Below are 19,321 nucleotides of genomic sequence, written 5' to 3'. Positions count from 1 at the left end.
CCGACATTCGGGAGCGGGAATAAGGCGGCCGTGCCGGGATCGTCAGGGAACGATCTCGCCGGCGTAGCGGCGGCCGTCCAGCCAGGGCCAGGCGTACGCGACGCAGCCCTGGAGGCCGTACGTCTGCTGCTGCATCACCGGCGCGGGGCGGCCCGGCCCCGGGCAGGCCTCGTGGCCCTCGCCGAACTCGTGCCCGACCTCGTGGTTGATCACGTACGCCCGGTACACCTCCAGCGGCGCCCCGTAGTCCGGGACCGCCTCCAGCCAGCGGGCCAGGTTGATGATCACCTGCCCGGGCAGCCGGCAGGAGGTGTACCCCTCGGTGCTCAGCCCGCCCTCGGCGCACATCACTTCCGAGGTGCGCGGGGTGGCCAGGTAGACGGTGAAGTCCGCGACCTCGGCGTCGGCCACCCGCTGCACCCGCCGCTCGCCCCCGGCCGTCCAGCCCCGCGGGTCGGCCAGCACCTCCTCGACGGTGGCGGCGAAGGCGGGGGCGTCCTGCCCGGTGCCCCGCTCCACCGCCACCCGGTAGCGGCGCAGCAGCCCGTCCGCGCCGTAGATCGGCGATTCGCCGGGGGCGGTGGTGAAGCTGCCGGCGCCGACCCTCGGATAGGTGCTCGGCTTCGCGCGCTCGGCGGCCCCGTACGCCATCGGGCCCGGGCCGGCACTCGGCGGCCGGTGCGCCGAGCCGCCCGCCCTGGCCAGTGCCACCGCGGAGACCGCCGCGACGAGCAGGACCAGACCGAGCAGGACGGTCCGACGGCGGCGCCGGTGCATCCGGACCAGGCTGGGCCGCGGGCGCGGCCGGGTGGGGCCGGGATCAGGCGGGTCGCAAGGGGACGACGACGTCATGCGGCCAGCGTCGCACATTAACCAGGTATTTCCGCGCATTAAACACGAATAGGGCAAATAGGCGGGTGCCTTTCTCATGCCGCTCGCGCTATTCCGTCCGGAAACCGCCTTCCTGGGCGCGAACCGGCCGATCGCCGGAATCCACCGCTACAGCGGTGGGCCCGCGTACCGGCGGCCGTCCCGGTACGGCCAGGGGTTGGCCCGGCAGCCGTCGAGGAAGAGCGTCTGCTGCATCATCACCGGCGCCGGCCGCCCCGCGCCCGGGCAGCGCTCGTGCCGGTGCCCGAGTTCGTGGCCGACCTCGTGGTTCACCACGTAGGTGCGATAGACCGACAGCGGCACCCCGGCCCGCACGAAGTGCGGCACGGACAGCCGCCAGCGGTCCAGGTTGATGATCACCTTGCCGGGCGCGCGGCAGGACGTGTAGGGCTTCCCGCCGATCCGGATGTCCACCCCACCCGCCGCGCACATCCGCCGTGCCGTCGCCGCGGTGACCAGGTAGACGGTGAAGTCGTGCCCGGCGCGGGCCCGGACCTGCTGCAACCGGAGGCGGCCGCTGTCGACCCAGCTCCCCGGCCCGGCCAGGGCCGTCTCGACGGCCGCCCCGAACTCCCCGGTGTCCTCGCCGGAGCCGGCCTCCACGGCCACCCGGTAGCGCCGCAGCACCCCGGCCTCGCCGAGCACCGGGCCGACCCGGTCGTCGTACCCGAAGCTGCCCCGCCCGGCCGAGGGCACCGGCCCCGGCAGCCGGAGCACCGGCGGCGGGGGCGGGGTGGCGGTGGGAGTCGCGCTCGGCGTCGGCGACGCGCTCGGTGCCGGGGTGGGCACGGAGACCGCCTCCAGCACGGCGCCGGCACCCGCGCCCGCGTCGGCGCCCCGCCGGTCGGTCACCACCGCCACCGTGGCGACCACCGCCAGGACGAGAGCCAGGGCCTGCATCACCCGCCGGAGCCGGCGGTATCCGCGGCCCGCGGAACGACGCCGCGCGCCATCGGCGCGGCCGCCGGGGACCGGCACAACTGGCTGGTGGTGACCGGTGGCCGGCCGGCGGGACGGGGACATCCCGGTCAGCCTGCCATGTCGCGCCGCCGGGCGGTCTCCTCCGTTTCGGTGAGCAGTCCGACCACGGCACGGGCCACCAGGCGGGGCACCTCCAGCTGCGCCACGTGCCCGACCCCGCCCAACAGCATCAGCCGGCTGTCCGGGATGACCCGGGCCGTCTGCGGGGCCACCCGTACGTCGACCAGCCGGTCGTTGCGGCCGCCGACCACCAGCGTGGGCGCGCCGACCGAACGGGCGAGCCGCCACAACGACCCGGACCCCGGCAGGTACGCGCGCAGGAAGCTGGAGACCAGCCCGCGGAAGGTACGCACATACGCCGCCGCGTAGTGCTCGGCCTGGTAGCGGATCCGGATCTCCTCCAGCGCCTCCCGTCGGCGCTGCTCGCAGATCCGGCTCAGGTCGGCCACGCACGCCTCCATCACCTGCTGGGCCATCACCTCGGGCGCCAGCTGGGCCAGCCGCCAGGCGGCCAGCCGCTCGCCCTGGGGGATCGCCAGCAGCGGCAGCATCCGGCCCTGCAGGGAGCGGTGGAAGCTCAGGAACGGCAGGGCCGGCGAGACCAGCGTCAGGGTGCGGACCAGGTCCGGCCGGGTCGCCGCCACGTACACCGAGACCGCCCCGCCGAGCGAGTTGCCGAACAGGTGCACCGGGCCCCGGCCCGAGTGCTCGATCCAGCGGACCACCCGCTCGGCGAAGGACGGCACGGTGTAGCGCCGACCCGGCTCACTGCGGCCGAACCCCGGCAGGTCGATCGCCTGCCCGTCGAGCCGGTCGGCGAGCAGCCAGGCCAGGTCGGTCCAGTTCTGCGACGAGCCGCCGAGCCCGTGCACGTAGAGCGCCGGCTCGGCGCCGGGAGCGGTCGCCGGGGTCTCCCGGACGTAGGTGACCGTCCCGTCGAGGCGTACCTCCCGGCCCGGCCAGGGTGGCGGGACCGAGTGCTCCGGAAGGAGATGATCCGGCCAGAGGGTGGCGGGCTTCATCGCTCCAGTCTGCCCCGGAACGCTCAGGCCAGCAGCGCCTCGAGCCGGCGGTTCACCGCGGCCAGGGTGGCCCGGACCACCGCCTGCCGGGGGTCGCCGGCGACCAGCGCCGACCCGGCGAGCTGCTCGACCCAGCCGTCGCAGACCAGCAGCACCACCACCGTGGCCACCTCACAGTTGCCGAACGGCACCACCGCGGCGTGCTCGACGAAGCACCGCCCGCGCTCCGGCGCGGACACCGCACCGCGGAGCAACTCGTCCACCGCCGCCGCGGCGGCCACCGCGCAGAGCCGCAGCACGTAGCCGTCCACCGCCGGGCCGGTGGAGTAGCCGGCGGCGCTCTGCCCGCCGGCGATCAGGCGTACCTCCACGGTGGCGTCCAGCCCGAACGTGCTCACCTGCACGTGGTCGATCACCACCCGGGGGCCGGGGGCGCCGCCGGTGGCCAGCGGCCGGGAAGGCGCGCTCTCCGTGGTGGTTACCTGCCCGCCGGAGTAGGAGGCGCCGGTGGCGGGACTGCCGGTCGCCGTCCCCGCCGGGGCGGCGGAGACCGAACCCGGCTCCTCCACGGTGGCCCGGCCCCGGTGCGGGCCGGCGGCCTGCCGGCGCCGGCGGGGGGTGGCCTCCGGCTCGGTCGGCTGCTCGGCCCGGGTCGGGCCGGCCTCCGTCCGGGCCGCCGGAACCCGGGGTTCCGTGGTGGACGCCCGGGCCTCGGCGGCGCGTGGCTCGGGAGCCGAGCCGCGCGGCTCGGCGGTCCGCGGCTCGACGGTCCGCTCCGCGGCGCGGGGCTCGGCCGCCCGGGGTTCGGTGGCGCGGCGGCGCACCGGAGGCGGCGGCGCGGCGGGCAGGCCGGGCACGTTCTGCGGCGCGGCGGCCAGCCCCATCCGCTCCTGGAGCAGGCGGGCAACCTGCCGGCTCACCTCGGCCGGGTCGGCGCCGTCGGCGAGATCCAGTCGCAGGCTGTGCGCACCGGCCGGGGTACGGCGCAGCGCCGCGTCGCGGACACCGGCCACCTCGCGGACGGCGTCCAGGATCGCGTTGACGTCGAAGCCTTCCGGCCGCTCCCGCATCGGGGCGGGCTCGTCGTCGCGGCGCAGGTGGGTGGCGATGCGGGCGAGTTCCGGGGTTTCGGCGGGTGGCTCCACGGCTGGCGGCTCCGGCACGACGGGCACGTCCGGCTCGGCGGGGACGCGCTGCGGCAGCACCGCCGACGCACGGTCCGGCAGCCGGTCGTCGGCCGGCTGGGCCGTCGGCACCGGTTCGGGGGCGGATCGGCGGGCCGCGTAGGGAGGGGCGCTCGTCGGGGTTGGCGCGGTCGGGGTGCGGTCGCGGCGCGCGTCCCCGCTCGTGGCGGGCGCGGTGGCGGGACCGCTCGGGGTCGGGTCGCCGGGTGGTTCCGGCGTCGCGGTGGCCGCCTCGGCCGACCGGAACCGGAACGGCCGGTTGCTCCGGGGCTCGGACCGCGGCTCGCCCTCGGTGGGGGACGGCGTCGCGCCGGACGACTCGGCGGCGCCGCGGTCGTAGGACGGGGGCGCGCTCGCCGGGGTGGCGGCCGGCGGGCCACCCGCCCAGGACGGCCGCTCGGCCGGCGGCTGGTACGCCGGCCGCTCGGCCGGGGGCTCGTACGCCGGCCGCTCGGCCGGAGGCTCGTACGCCGGCCGTTCGGCCGAGGGCTCGTGCGGCGTCCGCGGCTCGTACGCCGGGCGGGGCTCGGGCTCGGCGCGGGCCGGCTCGTACGGCCGACTCAGCTCGGGTCGCGGCGGCTCGTAGGGGTGGCTCGGCTCGGCGCGCACCGGCTCGTACGGCCGGTTCGGCTCGCTGGCCCAGCCGGGTGTCGGCTCGTCGCGGGCCCGCCGGCCGGTCGGCTCGGCCTCCTCCCGGACCCGCCGGCCGGTCGGCTCGGCCTCCTCCCGGGCCCAGGACGGCGCCCAGCCGCTGCCCCAGCTCGGCCGGTTCCAGTTCGGGCCGGACCAGTCGGGCTCGGTGGCCGGCGCCCGGTCCGTGGTTGGCGCGGCGGCGGCGGGGCCGGCCGGGTCGCCGGCGGTCAACGCCCGGTCGAGGCCGGCGGTGCGGTCGGGGCCGGCCGGGCCCGGGCGGGGCTCCGGGGTCGACGGCTCCGGCGGGAACGGATCGCCCCAGCCGCGTGGGTCGACGGCCGACGGCGGTTCCCCGGTCTCGGGCCGGTCGGCGGTCGGCGCGTGGAAGCCGGGCGGCACCTCGAAGCCCGAGGCGGTCGTGCCGACGGGCGGGACCTGCACGGCGGGCGGCGCGGAGGTGGGCGGGCCCGGCTCCGCCCAGCGGGTGGGCCGGCCGGGCGGGTCGTCGGACGCGTGCCGGGCCGGGCCGGGCTCCGGCTCGGCGAGGCCGTGCGGCGGGGCGGGCTGCTCGACCGCCGGCGCGGGGCGCTGCGCCGGCACCACGAGGCGGTCACCGTCGGAGTCCCGGCGGGGCTCGCCGAGCAGGCCGGGCGGGGCGCTGACCGGCGTCACCCGACCGGGCGGGGCGCTCACCGGCGCCGGCCGGTCGGCCGGCGGCTCGGCCGCGGACCGGCCGAACCCGTTGACCCGGCGGCCGTTGGTCCGGGTCGGCGGGGTGTCGGCGGGCAGGCCGGGCAGCGCTGGCGGCAGGTCGCCGTGCCGGGGCGAGGAGGCGCCCCAGCCGAGGGTCGGGTCGGGCTGGCGCCAGGACGGCGCCGGCTCCCGGGAACCACCGGTCTCCCCGCTCCGGGCCCAGCCGGCCGACGAGGGCGCCCACCCGTTGCCGGTACGGGCCAGGTCGTCCTGCTGACCCGTCCCGTCGCCGTGCTCTCCCGGGGTGGCGGCACCGGGTTGCCCTGATTCACTCACCGCGCGCTCCTTGGTCGCCCCCGCTGAGGCTACCGTGTGGTGACAGTGGCGATAAGTTACAGCGGCGGGCCAATTCCGCGACGGGTCAGAGCGCGGACCGGTTCGGGGGAAAAGTGCCGGCTCGTACACAGGAAACTCGGAGGTTCCCATGACCGCTGTGGGGAACGGCGCCCAGACCGCCGGCCGGCCCACGCGCCTGCCCCGTTCCGCGCGGCGCAAGCAGCTGCTCGCCGCTGCTCAGGAGGTGTTCGTCGCCCAGGGCTACCACGCCGCCGCGATGGACGACATCGCCGAGCGGGCGGGGGTCTCCAAGCCGGTGCTCTACCAGCACTTCCCCGGCAAGATGGAGCTCTACCTGGCACTGCTCGACACGCACTGCGACGCGATCGTGGCCAAGGTGCACGACGCCATGCGGGGGACCAACGACAACAAGGAGCGGGTCAGCGCCTCGGTCCGCGCGTACTTCGACTTCGTCGACCACGAGAGCGAGGCGTTCCGGCTGGTCTTCGAGTCGGACCTGCGTAACGACCCGGCCGTGCGGCAGCGCGTGGAACGGGTCGAGCAGGGCTGCATCGCGGCGATCACCGACACCATCATCTCGGACACCGGGGTGAGCCGGGCGCACGCCGAGCTGCTGGCCTCGGGCCTGGTCGGGGCGGCCGAGACCGCCGCGCAGTTCTGGCTGGCCGGCGGCCGGCAGGTGCCCAAGGCCGAGGCCGAGGCGCTGGTGGCGGCGCTGTCCTGGCGCGGCATCGCCAGCTTCCCGCTGCAAGGTGAGTCAGCCTGACCGTCACCCCCGAGATCGGATAGCCTTCGCACGGCGGCTTTTTCGCCCCAGTTGAGGAGGCACAGTGGAGGTCAAGATCGGCGTGCAGTACGCGCCGCGCGAGCTGGTTCTGGAGAGCGCGCAGTCGCCGGCCGAGATCGAGCAGATCGTGACCGACGCCATCGCGAAGAACAGCGGCGCGCTGTCCCTGACCGACGAGAAGGGCCGGCGGGTCGTCGTCCCGGTCGACAAGGTCGCCTACGTGGAGATCGCCGAGGCGGCCCCGCGCGCGGTCGGGTTCACCGTCCGCTGAGCGGGCCCCTCCGTCCGCGGCAGGTGACCCCGCGCACCTGCCGCGGGCAGCGCGGCAGCAACTGATCGCCCGCGCGCACGGCTCAGTTGTTCAGGCCCGCGGCGGCCATCCGCTCGGTGTGCGCGGCGGTCAGCCGGCGGAACAGCGCCTGCACGTCCACCTGCTCACTCTGGGCGATCAGCGCGGTGAGCGCACCCCGGTCGGCCGCGGCCACCCGGCCCGCCTGCGACAGCGCCTCGCCGACCAGCCGCCGGGCCCACATGGAGAGCCGGTCGGCCACCCGGGGGTCCGCCTCGATGGCGGCCCGGATCTCGGCCGCGGCGAACTCGGCGTAGCGCGACTCGTGCAGCACGTCGAGGACGAGTTGCCGGTCCGGCTCGGCCAGCACACCGGCGATCTCGCGCAGGAAGTCGTCGGTGATCGCGTCGCCGACGTACGCCTTGGTGACCGCTTCCGCCCAGTCCCTCGGCTCGGTCGAGTCGTGGTACGCAAGCAGCGGCGCGACGTACGGGGCCATGGCGTCGTCGGGCAGCACGCCGAGCGCGGCCAGCCGGTCGGCCAGCCGCCGGTAGTTACCGATCTCGGCGGCGGCCATCTCGCCGAGCGCGGCCCGGCGACGCAGATCGGGGGCGAGGCGGGCGTCGGCGGCCATCCGTTCGAAGGCGAGCAGCTCGCCGAGGGCCACCAGGCCGAGCAGGTCGACGACGGCGGGGCCGGGCGGGGCGGGGGCGGACACGAGCGCAGGCTACCGCCCTGCGGCCGATCGCGGGGGGAGTCCGAATTTCGGGCCGATGAGTGACCTGGATCACATCGGCTGCCCCCGGTGGCGGCACGGGCAGCCGGAATCAGGACGGCATCCAGCCGGTTCAGGTAGTATGGAGCAGTTGCCGTGGCCGCTGATCCGACCACGTTCGACCTCATCGAGGTTCGATCCGGTCGCAGTCCGACCCGCGGCGCGCGTGCGGCCCGGTCCGGCTCGGCAGTCTGCCGCCGACCGTGTGGCCCGCGCCATACCGATCGCGCCCTGAGGACATGACGGGGCGCACCCACGAGAGGGCACCCCCAAATCCATATGAGCGAGCTGACCCAAGACCTCATGGACGGCCAGGAACTGGCCCCCACGGCCCCGGTGCGTCCGGAGGCCCCCACCTTCGCCGAGCTCGGCGCGCGTCAGGAGACCGTCGACGCGCTGGCCGCCTCGGGCATCACCCGCGCCTTCGCGATCCAGGAGTACGCGCTCCCGATCGCGCTGCGCGGCAGCGACCTGATCGGCCAGGCGCCCACCGGCACCGGCAAGACCCTCGGCTTCGGCGTACCGCTGCTGGAGCGGGTGTTCGCGCCGGGCGAGGGCAGCGACGGCGTCCCTCAGGCGCTGGTCGTCGTACCCACCCGCGAGCTGGGCATCCAGGTCGCGAAGGACCTGCAGGCCGCGGGGCGCACCCGGGGCGTGCGGGTGCTGCCGATCTACGGCGGCGTCGCGTACGAGCCGCAGATCGACGCCCTGCGCAAGGGCGTGGAGATCCTGGTCGGTACGCCCGGCCGGCTGCTCGACCTGGCCAAGCAGAAGCACCTGCGGCTGGACCGGGTGCACGCGCTGGTCCTCGACGAGGCCGACCGGATGCTCGACCTGGGCTTCCTCGACGACGTCGAGAAGATCCTCGCGATGCTGCCTGAAGACCGGCAGACCATGCTCTTCTCGGCCACCATGCCGGACCCGATCGTCGCCCTCTCCCGGCGCTTCCTGCGCCACCCGGTGACGATCCACGCCGGCCACACCGCCGAGACCGGGCCGTCTCCGCAGACCGAGCAGCTGGTCTACCGGACCCACTCGATGAACAAGGTCGAGATCGTGGCGCGCATCCTGCAGGCCGAGGGCCGCGGGCTGACCATGATCTTCACGCGCACCAAGCGGGCCGCCGACCGGGTGGCCGAGGACCTCGACTTCCGCGGCTTCGCCGTGGCCGCCGTGCACGGCGACCTCGGCCAGGGCGCGCGGGAGCGGGCGCTCCGGGCGTTCCGGGCCGGCAAGATCGACATCCTGGTCGCCACCGACGTGGCGGCGCGCGGGCTGGACGTCAGCGGCGTCACGCACGTGATCAACTACGACTGCCCGGAGGACCAGGACACCTACACCCACCGGATCGGCCGCACCGGCCGGGCCGGGGCGACCGGCGTCGCGGTGACCTTCGTCGACTGGGACGACATGCCCCGCTGGCGGATCATCGACAAGACGCTGGGCCTGGAGATGCCGGAGCCGCCGGAGACGTACCACACGTCCCCGCACCTCTACACCGACCTGCACATCTCCACGGAGGTGACCGGCACGCTGCCCACCGCGGAGCGCACCCGGGCCGGGCTGGCGGCCGAGGTCGAGGAGGACCTCGGCGGCGGCCGGTCCCGTCGGGGCGAGGCCCGGGGTTCCCGGCGCGGCGAGGCGGGCCGGGGCCGGGAGCGTCGCCGGGACCGCGGCGAGTCGGCCGCCGGGCCGGAAGCCGAGCCCGCGGCCGAGGGCACCGCTGACGAAGCCACCCGCACCCCGCGTCGTCGCCGGCGCCGCCGGGCCGGCGAGGTGGTGGCGGGCGAGCCGACCGCGGTGATCACCGCCGAGGCCGGGGACGCCCCGGCCGCGGCCGAGGGCGGCGACGCCCCGAAGCCGCGCCGCCGCCGGCGCCGCCGTGGTGGCGGTGGCTCCGCCGCCGGTACGCCGGCCGAGGCGACCGCCGACTGACCCACGCACGTCCCGACGTCCCCGTACCGGTCTCCGGTGCGGGGACGTCCGTCTGGTAGGTCCTGCCTGACCGGCGCGTCCGCGCCGGCCGAAGGGCACCACCCGGGCCTGCGGGGGCGGGCGAGCAGACGTGCGGGCAGACCCGCGCCCGGCAACCGCGGACCTCCCCCGCCCGGGCCGGCCAACCCCGCCACACACGCTTTGCTCTGCTTCAACCCACGCAAACATTCGGCGCAGGTTTCGCTGCGTGGGTTGAAGCAGAGCAAAGGACTCGGGGAGGGGCAGGCTCCGGGCCGGCGCAGCACACCCGCACCCGTCGGGAGGGCGGGTCCGACCGAGCAGGAAGATGGGACGATGCCGGAACCGTTGGACGCCGCCCTGACCGAGGTGCGGGCGCTGCTGCTGGATCCCGCGCTGACCCGTGCGGTCGCCGCCGGACGCCGGCGCGGCCAGCGCCCCTCGGTGGTCCGGGCCGAACTGCGCCCGGTGGCCCTCAAGGCCGGCCCCCGGCTGCAGATCTCCACCTCCGACGGGGCCCGGCCGTACACCCGCAACGTCGCCCCCGGGCCGGAGGCGACCGCCGCGGTGGACGCGCTGCTGGCCGAGCCGTTCGGCAACTGGCACGTGGAGACCGCCGGGGCGACCCTGCAACTGCGGGTGACCAAGTCGGGCGAGGCGCAGGTGCACCGGTCGGCCACGAGCCGGCCGGCGGCCGAGCCGGCCGAGCACGACCGGGCCAAGGCGTACCTCCTCGACCCCGGCGACCCGATCTTCGCCGAGATCGGTGGCTCGGCGGCGAAGCGGCGCCAGGTGGACGCGTTCCTGCGGGCCCTGGCGGCCACCTTGCCGGACGAGCTGACCGGCCCGCTGCGGGTGGTCGACCTCGGCTGCGGCAACGCCTACCTGACCTTCGCGGCCTACCGCTACCTCGCCCAGCGGGGGCTCGACGTCGAACTGGTCGGCGTGGACGTCCGGGAGGACCAGCGCCGCCGCAACACCGAACTGGCCGAACGGCTCGGCTGGGCCGACCGGGTCAGCTTCGTGGCCGGCACGATCGCCGACACGGTCGTCGAGCCCGCCCCCGACCTGGTGCTCGCGCTGCACGCCTGCGACACGGCCACCGACGAGGCGCTGGCCCGGGCGGTGCGCTGGCGGGCGCGCTGGGTGCTCGCCGCGCCCTGCTGCCACCACGACATCGCGGCCCAGTTGCGCGCCCGGCCGGCCCCGGCGCCGTACGAGCTGCTGACCCGGCAGGGCATCCTGCGGGAGCGCTTCGCGGACGTCCTCACCGACGCGCTGCGGGCCGGACTGCTGCGGCTGCACGGCTACCGGGCGGAGGTGGTGGAGTTCGTCGACTCCCGACACACCCCGCGCAACCTGCTGATCCGCGCCCGGCGCACCGACGCCGGACCGACCGGCACCCAGCGCGCCGACTACCGGGCCCTGGTCGACCAGTGGGGGGTCACCCCCCGGCTGGAGAGCCTCCTCGCGGACGTCGTCCGGAGCAGCTAGCGAAGGAGGGCACCACATCGCCCGTCCGGGGCACGAGCGCCATCGATCCCGAAAAAGTCCCGCCGACGGGACGGTCTGGTCGATCAGTCAATTGTTTCCGGGCCGCGCCGTACTACCCTCGGAAGGCGCACCGCCGGTGCCGGCCGGGAGGAGAGAGCCCGCAGGAATGGGTTCGGCAGACGTATCGCCACAGATGGCGTTCGCACGCTTCGTGCGGCGCGCCATCGACGACGCCCGCGAGGAACGCGGTTGGACCGTCACGGACCTGGCCGCACACACCGGCGTGGGCCGCTCCACCGTCTTCCGCTGGCTGGCCGGGGACTGGCAGGACTACCCGGAACTGGCCAAGGTGCGGGGTTTCTGCGCCGCGCTCGACCTGCCGGTCGCGGCCGCGTTCCGCGCCCTCGGCCTGCCCGACGCCGGTCCCACCCCGCGCCGCCGCACCGACGACGGCCCGGTGGAGGCCGACGTCCGGGTGATCCTGCAACGGCTGGCCGACCCCACCGTGCCCGCCGAGGAGAAGCACCACATCCGCGACCTGCTGCGCTACCTCGCCCGCCGGCCGATCCGCCGCGCCGGCTGACCCGCCTGCCGGCCGAGCCCGCCGCCGGCTGGATCGCCTCGGTCAGGGGACGGTGACGGTGAACTCGGCGGTGCGCACCTCGCCGGCCACCTGGAAGTCGAGGTAGAGCCGGTACCGGCCGGGGCCGGGGGTGGTCAGCCAGAACCGGACCGCGCCGTCGACCAGCTCCGGCTCGGGGTGGACGTGCAGGTAGCCGAGATCCCCCTCGCGCAGCGCCACCAGGTGCCCGTACGCGCCGAGGTAGCGCTCCAGCACGGGGGTGCCGCCACCGGCGGCGGTGATCCGGAAGGTCAGCGGCACGGTGAGCCCGGCCTGCGGGGTGCCCTCGACGCCGACGGTGAACCCGTCGACGGTGGCGGAGGTGGCCGGGGCGGGCAGCGGACGCGGGGCGTACCCGCCGGGTGCGACCAGGTCCGTCCCGAGGGTCACCGGGACCTGCCGACCGTCGTCGGCGACGGCGGTGAAGTCGGCGTACGCCCGCCAGACGCCCGCCCGGGGCAGGGTCAGCGGCACCGACCAGGTGCCGTCGGCCGCCATGGTGGGATGCAGGTGCTGGTATCCGCTCAGGTCGCGGCGGACCACGATCAGGTGCATCGGCTTGTCGTGCACGACCGCGAACCGGGTGACCGCCCGGCGCTGCGCGTCGCGCACCTGGAAACGCAGTTCGCCCGCCCGGCCGGCGGTGAAGTCCCCGGTCAGCGGGGTGAGCGTGTAACCGGCCTCGGTGACCGCCAGCCCGGCCGCCTCCGCTGCGGCGCTCTGGTCCGCGCCGTGCTCGTGCGCGCCGGTGCCGGGGGCGTGGGTGTGGTCGGCGAGGGCGCTGTCCGCCCCGGCGCCGGCCGGCGCCCCGCCGCCGTTGATCCGGCCCAGGCCGAAGCCGAGCAGGACGGCGAGCACCAGCCCGCCGACCACCAGCGCCAGCCGCACGGTGCTCCGGTCGGGTACGGCCGAGACCCGCTCCGGCACCGCCGGCGGGCGGTGCCGCTGATCGGTCATGGCGCCCACGCTACCGCCGCGACCAGCCACGATCGGGCAGGTGGTGGCCACGGGTGGCGACGGTCGCAATCCGCCGGGCCCGGGAACTTTTCCGCGCCCGGCGCGACCGGAGCGGGTCAGCCGGCGACGGCCCGGGCTGATCAGCCAGCCGACGCGCGGCCGTCAGCCGGCGACGGCCAGGGCCAGCGGCAGCACGTCGGGGGCGCCGGCCCGGCGCAGCTCCCGGGCGGCCATGGTCATCGTCCAGCCCGAGTCGATCAGGTCGTCGACGAGCAGCACCGGCCCGTCGAGCCCGGCGAGGGCCTCGGCCAGCCCGTCCGGCACGGTGATCGCGCCGTGCAGCGCGCGTACCCGCTGGGCGCTGTTGCCGCGCGGGCCGCCGGCCGGGCCGGCCGCCGTCACCCGCCCGAGCAGCGGCAGCCGCCCGACGGCGGCGATCCGCTCGGCCAGCGAGCCGACCAGTTCGGGCCGGCGCCGCGAGCCGGCCGCGACCACGCCGACCGGGCGGCGTGGCCAGGGGGCGTCGCCGTGCGCCCACGCCTTGAGCACCTCGACCACGGCGGCGGCCACGTCGTCCGGAACCGGCCCGTCGGCCGCCTCCGGCCCGACCAGGCCGCGCAGCCGCCCGCCCCAACCCAGGTCGGAGAGGCGGCCGACAGCGCGGCCGGGCAGCGCCTGCTCGCCGGGGGCGATCCGGCCCTTCAGCGGTACGCCGACGGCGTCCAGCCCGGTCGGCCAGAGCTTCTTCGGCGCGATCTCCACCCCGGGCCGGCCGAGGAAGGTCTGCGCGGCGGTCAACGCGGTCGCCGACACCTCCGGCGGGAACAGCGGCCCGGCGCAGCGGTCGCACCGGCCGCAGTCGGCCGCCCCGGTGTCGTCCAGGCACTCCCGCAGGTAGCGCAGCCGACAGCCGGGGGTGGCCGCGTACTCCCGCATGGCCTGCTGCTCGGCGGTGCGGGCGGCGGCGACGCGGCGCAACCGCTCCTCGTCGTAGATCCACGGCTCGCCGGTGGCGAGCCAGCCACCGCGGACCCGGCGGACCGCGCCGTCCACGTCGAGCACCTTGAGCATCAGTTCCAGCCGGGCCCGGCGCAGGTCGACGATCGGCTCCAGGGCCTGGGTGGAGAGCGGCCGGTCGGTGTGCAACGCGGCCAGCACCGCCCGGACCTGCTCCTCGGGCGGGAAGGCGAGCGAGGCGAAGTAGCGCCAGATGGCGGCGTCCTCGGTGCCCGGCAGCAGCAGCACCTCGGCGTGCTCGACGGCCCGGCCGGCCCGGCCGACCTGCTGGTAGTACGCGATGGGCGAGGGCGGCGCGCCGAGGTGCACCACGAAGCCGAGGTCGGGCTTGTCGAAGCCCATGCCCAGCGCGCTCGTGGCCACCAGGGCCTTGATCTTGTTGTCCAGCAGGTCCTGCTCGGCGGCCCGCCGGTCCGCGTCGTCGGCCTGCCCGGTGTACGCGGCGACCGGGTAGCCGCGCGAGCGGAGGAACTCGGCCGTCTCCCCCGCCGCCGCCACGGTGAGCGTGTAGACGATGCCGGAGCCGGGCAGCCGGTCCAGGTGGTCGGCGAGCCAGGCCAGCCGGTGCGCCGGGCCGGGCAGCTCGACCACGCCGAGCCGCAGTGACTCCCGGTCCAGGGTGCCGCGCAGCACCAGGGCGTCGCCCAGTTGCTCGGCGACGTCGGCGGTGACCCGGGCGTTGGCGGTGGCGGTGGTGGCGAGCACCGGCGTGCCGTCGGGCAGGTTGCCGAGGAAGGTACGCAGCCGGCGGTAGTCGGGCCGGAAGTCGTGCCCCCAGTCCGAGACGCAGTGCGCCTCGTCCACCACCAGCAGGCCGGTGGTGGCGGCCAGCTTCGGCAGCACGGTGTCCCGGAAGTCGGGGTTGTTCAGCCGCTCCGGACTGATCAACAGCACGTCGACCCCGCCGGCGTGGATCTCGGCGGTGATCTCGTCCCACTCGTCCAGGTTGGCCGAGTTGATGGTCCGGGCCCGGATGCCCGCCCGGGCCGCGGACTCGACCTGGTTACGCATCAGCGCCAGCAGCGGCGAGACGATCACGGTCGGCCCGGTCGGCGTGCCGGTGGCGGGGCCGTCGATCTGGCGCAGCAGGGCGGTGGCCACGAAGTAGACGGCCGACTTGCCCCACCCGGTGCGCTGCACGCAGAGCACCCGCCGGCGGTCGACCACCAGCGCCTCGATGGCCCGCCACTGGTCCTCGCGGAGCCGCGCGTGCTCGCCGGCCAGCCGCCGCAGCACCGCCTCGGCCCGTTCCCGTACCGCCGCCCGATCCTGGCTCATCCGGCATTTCTACCAGTGCCGGGTGACCGCGCCCCGGTTCGCGCGCTGCCGCTCCCATATGTGAAGGGACCCACCCCGGATCGACAGGCCGTTCCGCCCAATAGGCGCATATGCTCGTAGCCGCGCCGGCGCAGAGCCGCCCGGCGGTCCGCTATGCGACCGAGGCAAGGAAAAAGGACGTCCCATGGATCTGAAGCTCGAACTCATCATCCTGCCGGTATCCGACGTCGATCGGGCCAAGGCCTTCTACGAGGCGGCAGGATTCCGCCTGGATCTCGACAAGGCCGTCAGCGAGGAGTGGCGGGCGGTGCACTTCACGCCGCCCGGTTCCGAGTGCTCGATCATGTTCGGCAGCGGGATCACCTCCGCCGCGCCCGGCTCGGTCCAGGGCCTGTACCTCGTCGTCTCGGACATCGAGGAGGCCCGCGCGGAGCTCGTCGGTCGCGGCATCGAGGTGAGCGAGGTGTTCCACGATGCCGGCGGTGTCGTTTACCACGGCCACGACGGCGGAGACATCGTCCACCGCGGCGGCGGCCAGGCGCGGATCGTCGGCTTGCACCCCACCCGTGCCGACTACGGCTCCTTCGCCACCTTCAGCGACCCGGACGGCAACGGCTGGGTGCTCCAGGAGGTCAAGAAGCGGGCCCCCGGCCGCTGACACCACCTCAGTCACCGAGGGCGCGACGGGCCGCGACCAGCCTCCGTGGCGGCCGGCCCGTTCCGCCCTCGGTGCGACACCGCCGGGGCGCCCTCCGCTCCCTGCCCCGCTTCCGTGGAAGCCGCAAGATCGACCTACCGGGACCGGCAGCAGGAACGAGGCCGGCCGTAGCGTCGCACCTGATCGCGGGCACAGCAGTATCAGTGGCGGGGTGGGGTGCGGAGGGCGCGGCGGAGGAGGGTCAGGCGGGGGGCGAGGCTGGCCAGGCCGCCGGGGAAGAAGTAGACGGCCAGGATGAAGACGGTGCCGAGGACGAAGAGCGGCTGGGAGAGGGGGCGGCTGAGGACCGCGGGCAGGGCGTCCACCGCGTCGCTGCTGCCGAAGGCGACCAGCCGGTGGTCCAGGTACATGTAGAGGATGCCGCCGAGCACCGGGCCCCACCGGGTGCCCGGCCCGCCGAGCACCACCATGACCAGCAGCGACAGGGTCAGCTCGGAGGAGGTGATGTGCGGCGAGGCGCCGCCGACGATCAGGCAGTAGACCACGCCCCCGGCCGACGCCAGCCCGCCGGCCAGGGTGAACGCCACCAGCTTGAACCGGTACGGGTCGAGCCCGAGCACCCCGATCCGCCGCTCGTCGTCGCGCAGGCCGGCGAGCACCCGCCCGGTCGGCGAGCCGCTCACCCGGTGCACCACGAAGATCACCACGACCAGGTACGCCAGGGCCAGCCAGTAGAGGTTGACCGTGTTGGCGACCCCGACCAGCGCCGTCGGCAGGCCGGAGACGTCCAGCGGCAGCCCCTCCTCGCCGCCGGTGAGCCCGCCGAAGTCCCGGGCCACCAGAATCGCGCCGACCTGGGCGAAGGCCAGCGTCACCATGGCGAACGCGATCCCCACCGTGCGCAGCGCGACGGCGCCGAGCAGCGCGGCGAGGATGGTGCCGCCGGTGATGGTCAGCACCGCGGCCTGCCACAGCGGCAGCCCGCCCTTGGTGACCAGGACGTCCGTGCCGTACACGCCGGCGGCGAAGTAGAGCGCGTGCCCGAAGGAGAGCATGCCGGTGCGGCCGAAGAGCAGGTCGTAGCCGGCCGCCAGGCCGCCGAAGACGAGGCACACGGCGAGCAGTTGCAGGGTGCCCGGCGAGTTCAGCGGGCCCTCGAAGATGCCCGGCAGGTGCACCGTCGAGTACGGCAGGATCAGCGCGACCACCAGCGCGACCAGCGGCAGGAACGGGCGTACCCGGTGCCAGCGGCCGGTGTCCGGCGTCAGTTCTTGGGGCACCGCGGCGGGCGGTGCCGGCACCTCGGGACTCTTGACCTCGGTCATGCCGTTGCCACCTTTCCGGCGATGCCCTGCGGGCGCAGCAGCAGCACCACGGCCAGCAGCGCGACCACGCAGATGTCGCCCAGCCCGGAGGTGCCGTAGTAGTTGACGAACTGTTGCAGCAGGCCGACCGCGACCGCCGCGTACGCGGACCCGATCACCGAGCCCATCCCGCCGATCACCACCACGATGAACGCGAAGATCAGCAACGAGCCGCCCTGCCCCGGCGAGACGGTGCCGAAGTAGACGCCGCCGAGCGCGCCGGCCAGTGCCGCCGCCGCCCCGCCGATCGCGAAGACCAGCGTGAACGCCTTGCGGACGTCGATGCCGAGCGCGGTGACCATCTCCCGGTTCTCCACCCCGGCCCGGATCACCAGGCCGTAACGGGTCCAGCGGAGGAAGGCGAGGATCGCCCCGAGCACCACCACCGCGGCGATGATCAGCAGCAGGCCGCCGTTGGGCACCTGCGCGCCGAGGACGCCGGTCACCTCCCGGGTCCAGTCCGGGCGCGGGAACGGCCGGGCGTCGGCGCCCCAGGTGGCCTGGAGCAGCGCCACCCCGGCCAGCGACAGGCCGACGGTGACCAGCACCTGCTCGATGGTGCGGGAGTAGAGCGGGCGGATCAGCACCAGCTCGACCAGCACCGCCACCAGCGTGCCGGCGGCCACCCCGAAGGCGACCGCGACCAGGAAGCCGAAGCCGTCCCCGCCGGCGCCGGGCAGGTTGCCCGCCGCCCACCAGGTGGCGTACGCGCCGACGCCGAGGAACAGCCCGTGCGCGAAGTTGAGCACGTCGGCCAGGCCGAAGACCAGCGACAGCCCGGAGGCGACCAGGAAGTAGAGCGCCGCCAGGCCGAGCCCGGTCAGCGTCAGCAGGACGATGGTGTCCATCAGCGCGCGTCCTCCCCCGTGGCGCGGGTCAGCTCGCCGGAGGCAGCCGGCGCGTGCCCCTCCGCCGAGCCCACGCCCAGCAACGACTTGGTCAGCGCGGTCTCCAGCAGCAACTGCTGCGCGTCCCCGGCCCAGGCCACCTGGCCGGCGGCCAGCACCACCGCGTCCCGGGCGAGCCGCCGGACCACCGCCAGGTTCTGCTCGACGAGCAGCACCGGCACGGATTCGGCGACCCGTTCCAGCACCTCGGCCACCTCCGTCACCACCTTCGGCGCCAACCCCTTGGTCGGCTCGTCGACCAGCAGCAGCCGGTTGTCGTTGAGCAGCACCCGGCCGATCGCGAGCATCTGCTGCTGCCCGCCGGAGAGCGAGCCGGCGCGCTGCCGGCCACGCCGGTCCAGCTCCGGGAAGAGCGCGTACACCCGGTCGTACGCCGGGGTGGTGCCCCGCCGTTCGGCGAGCCGCAGGTTCTCCGCCACGGTGAGCCCGGCGAAGACGCAGCGGTCCTCGGGCACGTAGCCGAGCCCGCCGCGGACCAGCCGGTGGGTCGGCCGGGCCAGCAGGCTCTGCGCACCCATCCGGACGGTGCCGCGCACCTCCCCGCCACGCGGGGTGAGGCCGACGATGGCGCGCAGGGTGGTGGTCTTGCCGACGCCGTTGCGGCCGAGCAGCACGGTGACGCCGGTCGGGGCGACGGTGAACGACACCCCCTGGAGGATGTGCAGCCCGGCGATCCGGACCGACAGGTTCTCCACGCTCAGGATCGGTTCCATCTACAGCGACTCCCCCAGGTAGGCCTCTTGCACGGTGGGGTTGGCCATCACCGTCTCCGGGGTGTCGCAGGCGAGCAGCGCACCGTGGTGCATCACGGCGATCCGGTCGGCCAGTTCCAGGATCACGTCCATGTGGTGCTCGACCATCAGCACCGACCGGCCGCTGTCGCCGGTCAGCGAGCGGATCACCGCAACCAGTTCCGGCACGTCCTCGGCGCTGACCCCGGCCATCGGCTCGTCGAGCAGCATCACCCGGGGCTCGCCGGCCAGCAGCAGGGCGATCTCCAGCTTGCGCTTCTCACCGTGGGCCAGGGTGCCGGCGAGCGCCGCGCCCCGGTGGGCGAGGCCGACGCGCTCCAGCGCCGCGTCGGCGGCGGCGGCCACCTCCCGGTCGGCCGCCGCCCGCCGCCACAGCTTCATCGAGCCCCCGCGGTGCGCCTGTACGGCGAGCCGCACGTTCTCCCGCACGCTGAGCGAGCCGAAGACCGAGGACGCCTGGAAGGTACGGCCGAGTCCGAGACGGGCCCGCCGGTGCGGCGGCAGGGAACCGATGTCCCGCCCGTCGAGGGTGATCCGACCTTCCGTGGCCCGGCGCAGGCCGGTGATCAGGTTGAACAGTGAGGTCTTGCCGGCGCCGTTCGGCCCGATGACGCCGAGGAACTCCCCGGGCGCCAGGTCGAGGTAGACGCTGTCGACGATGGCGACCTCACCGATCCGCCAGGTCAGACCGCGGGTGGCGAGCATG

17 protein-coding genes are annotated in these 19,321 nt (G+C 75.5%); 6 read left to right on the top strand and 11 right to left on the bottom strand.

The features are described 5' to 3' along the window. Positions 1-42 precede the first annotated feature (42 nt). The 4 genes from AC1WTP_RS05305 to AC1WTP_RS05290 all read right to left on the bottom strand — a co-directional run bounded on the left by AC1WTP_RS05305 (position 43) and on the right by AC1WTP_RS05290 (position 5,740). Entirely contained in the window at positions 43-777 is a 735-nt protein-coding gene (locus tag AC1WTP_RS05305; protein ID WP_481648130.1) for a DUF3152 domain-containing protein, read from the bottom strand. Positions 778-999: 222 nt separating this feature from the next. Continuing rightward, on the bottom strand, positions 1,000-1,791 hold the full coding sequence (locus AC1WTP_RS05300) for a DUF3152 domain-containing protein (RefSeq protein ID WP_481648273.1): 792 nt from the start codon (positions 1,789-1,791) through the stop codon (positions 1,000-1,002). Positions 1,792-1,919: 128 nt separating this feature from the next. Beyond that, positions 1,920-2,894, bottom strand: a complete 975-nt coding sequence (locus AC1WTP_RS05295; RefSeq protein ID WP_481648129.1) for an alpha/beta fold hydrolase — start codon at positions 2,892-2,894, stop codon at positions 1,920-1,922. A gap of 23 nt (positions 2,895-2,917) precedes the next feature. Then, positions 2,918-5,740: a hypothetical protein gene (locus AC1WTP_RS05290; RefSeq protein ID WP_481648128.1), complete on the bottom strand. Its 2,823-nt coding sequence runs from the start codon at positions 5,738-5,740 to the stop codon at positions 2,918-2,920. A gap of 148 nt (positions 5,741-5,888) precedes the next feature. Between AC1WTP_RS05290 and AC1WTP_RS05285 the strand changes: the two genes are divergently transcribed. Further along, entirely contained in the window at positions 5,889-6,527 is a 639-nt protein-coding gene (locus tag AC1WTP_RS05285) for a TetR/AcrR family transcriptional regulator (RefSeq protein WP_043965396.1), read from the top strand. 64 nt (positions 6,528-6,591) lie between these two features. Next, positions 6,592-6,819, top strand: a complete 228-nt coding sequence (locus tag AC1WTP_RS05280) for a DUF3107 domain-containing protein (protein ID WP_447134325.1) — start codon at positions 6,592-6,594, stop codon at positions 6,817-6,819. An 82-nt stretch (positions 6,820-6,901) separates the two neighbouring features. Here the strand turns inward: AC1WTP_RS05280 and AC1WTP_RS05275 are convergent, their stop codons facing one another. Then, positions 6,902-7,555 carry a ferritin-like fold-containing protein gene (locus AC1WTP_RS05275; protein WP_481648127.1) on the bottom strand — a complete coding sequence of 218 codons (654 nt, stop codon included), beginning with the start codon at positions 7,553-7,555 and terminating at the stop codon, positions 6,902-6,904. Positions 7,556-7,891: 336 nt separating this feature from the next. Between AC1WTP_RS05275 and AC1WTP_RS05270 the strand changes: the two genes are divergently transcribed. The 3 genes from AC1WTP_RS05270 (at position 7,892) to AC1WTP_RS05260 (ending at position 11,642) form a co-directional block, all read left to right on the top strand. Then, positions 7,892-9,547: a DEAD/DEAH box helicase gene (locus AC1WTP_RS05270; protein ID WP_481648126.1), complete on the top strand. Its 1,656-nt coding sequence runs from the start codon at positions 7,892-7,894 to the stop codon at positions 9,545-9,547. A gap of 354 nt (positions 9,548-9,901) precedes the next feature. After that, entirely contained in the window at positions 9,902-11,059 is a 1,158-nt protein-coding gene (locus AC1WTP_RS05265) for a class I SAM-dependent methyltransferase (protein WP_481648125.1), read from the top strand. 166 nt (positions 11,060-11,225) lie between these two features. Beyond that, on the top strand, positions 11,226-11,642 hold the full coding sequence (locus tag AC1WTP_RS05260) for a helix-turn-helix domain-containing protein (protein ID WP_481648124.1): 417 nt from the start codon (positions 11,226-11,228) through the stop codon (positions 11,640-11,642). Between the two features lie 42 nt (positions 11,643-11,684). Here AC1WTP_RS05260 and AC1WTP_RS05255 read toward each other — a convergent pair whose 3' ends face one another. Then, entirely contained in the window at positions 11,685-12,638 is a 954-nt protein-coding gene (locus tag AC1WTP_RS05255) for a hypothetical protein (RefSeq protein ID WP_481648123.1), read from the bottom strand. A gap of 162 nt (positions 12,639-12,800) precedes the next feature. Beyond that, positions 12,801-14,933, bottom strand: a complete 2,133-nt coding sequence (locus AC1WTP_RS05250; RefSeq protein ID WP_481648122.1) for a DEAD/DEAH box helicase — start codon at positions 14,931-14,933, stop codon at positions 12,801-12,803. A gap of 184 nt (positions 14,934-15,117) precedes the next feature. Here AC1WTP_RS05250 and AC1WTP_RS05245 point away from each other — a divergent pair, with 184 nt between their 5' ends. Further along, complete coding sequence (locus AC1WTP_RS05245) at positions 15,118-15,591, top strand: VOC family protein (protein ID WP_481648121.1); 474 nt, start codon at positions 15,118-15,120, stop codon at positions 15,589-15,591. 200 nt (positions 15,592-15,791) lie between these two features. On the opposite strand, the gene AC1WTP_RS05240 is transcribed toward AC1WTP_RS05245, so the two are convergent. The 4 genes from AC1WTP_RS05240 to AC1WTP_RS05225 are packed head-to-tail and all read right to left on the bottom strand — an operon-like array spanning position 15,792 to position 19,320. Further along, a complete protein-coding gene (locus tag AC1WTP_RS05240; protein ID WP_481648120.1) occupies positions 15,792-16,916 on the bottom strand; it encodes a branched-chain amino acid ABC transporter permease in 1,125 nt (374 codons plus the stop codon). After that, entirely contained in the window at positions 16,913-17,803 is an 891-nt protein-coding gene (locus AC1WTP_RS05235) for a branched-chain amino acid ABC transporter permease (RefSeq protein WP_481648119.1), read from the bottom strand. The genes AC1WTP_RS05240 and AC1WTP_RS05235 overlap by 4 nt, the downstream gene beginning before the upstream one ends. Then, positions 17,803-18,576, bottom strand: coding sequence for an ABC transporter ATP-binding protein (locus AC1WTP_RS05230; protein WP_481648118.1), 774 nt, complete (start codon positions 18,574-18,576; stop codon positions 17,803-17,805). The genes AC1WTP_RS05235 and AC1WTP_RS05230 overlap by 1 nt, the downstream gene beginning before the upstream one ends. Next, positions 18,577-19,320, bottom strand: coding sequence for an ABC transporter ATP-binding protein (locus AC1WTP_RS05225; protein ID WP_481648117.1), 744 nt, complete (start codon positions 19,318-19,320; stop codon positions 18,577-18,579). It lies immediately after the preceding gene. Position 19,321: the final 1 nt, after the last annotated feature.

The sequence above is a fragment of the Micromonospora sp. R311 genome (assembly GCF_056780015.1).
This window is presented reverse-complemented; position numbering and strand designations above follow the sequence as displayed.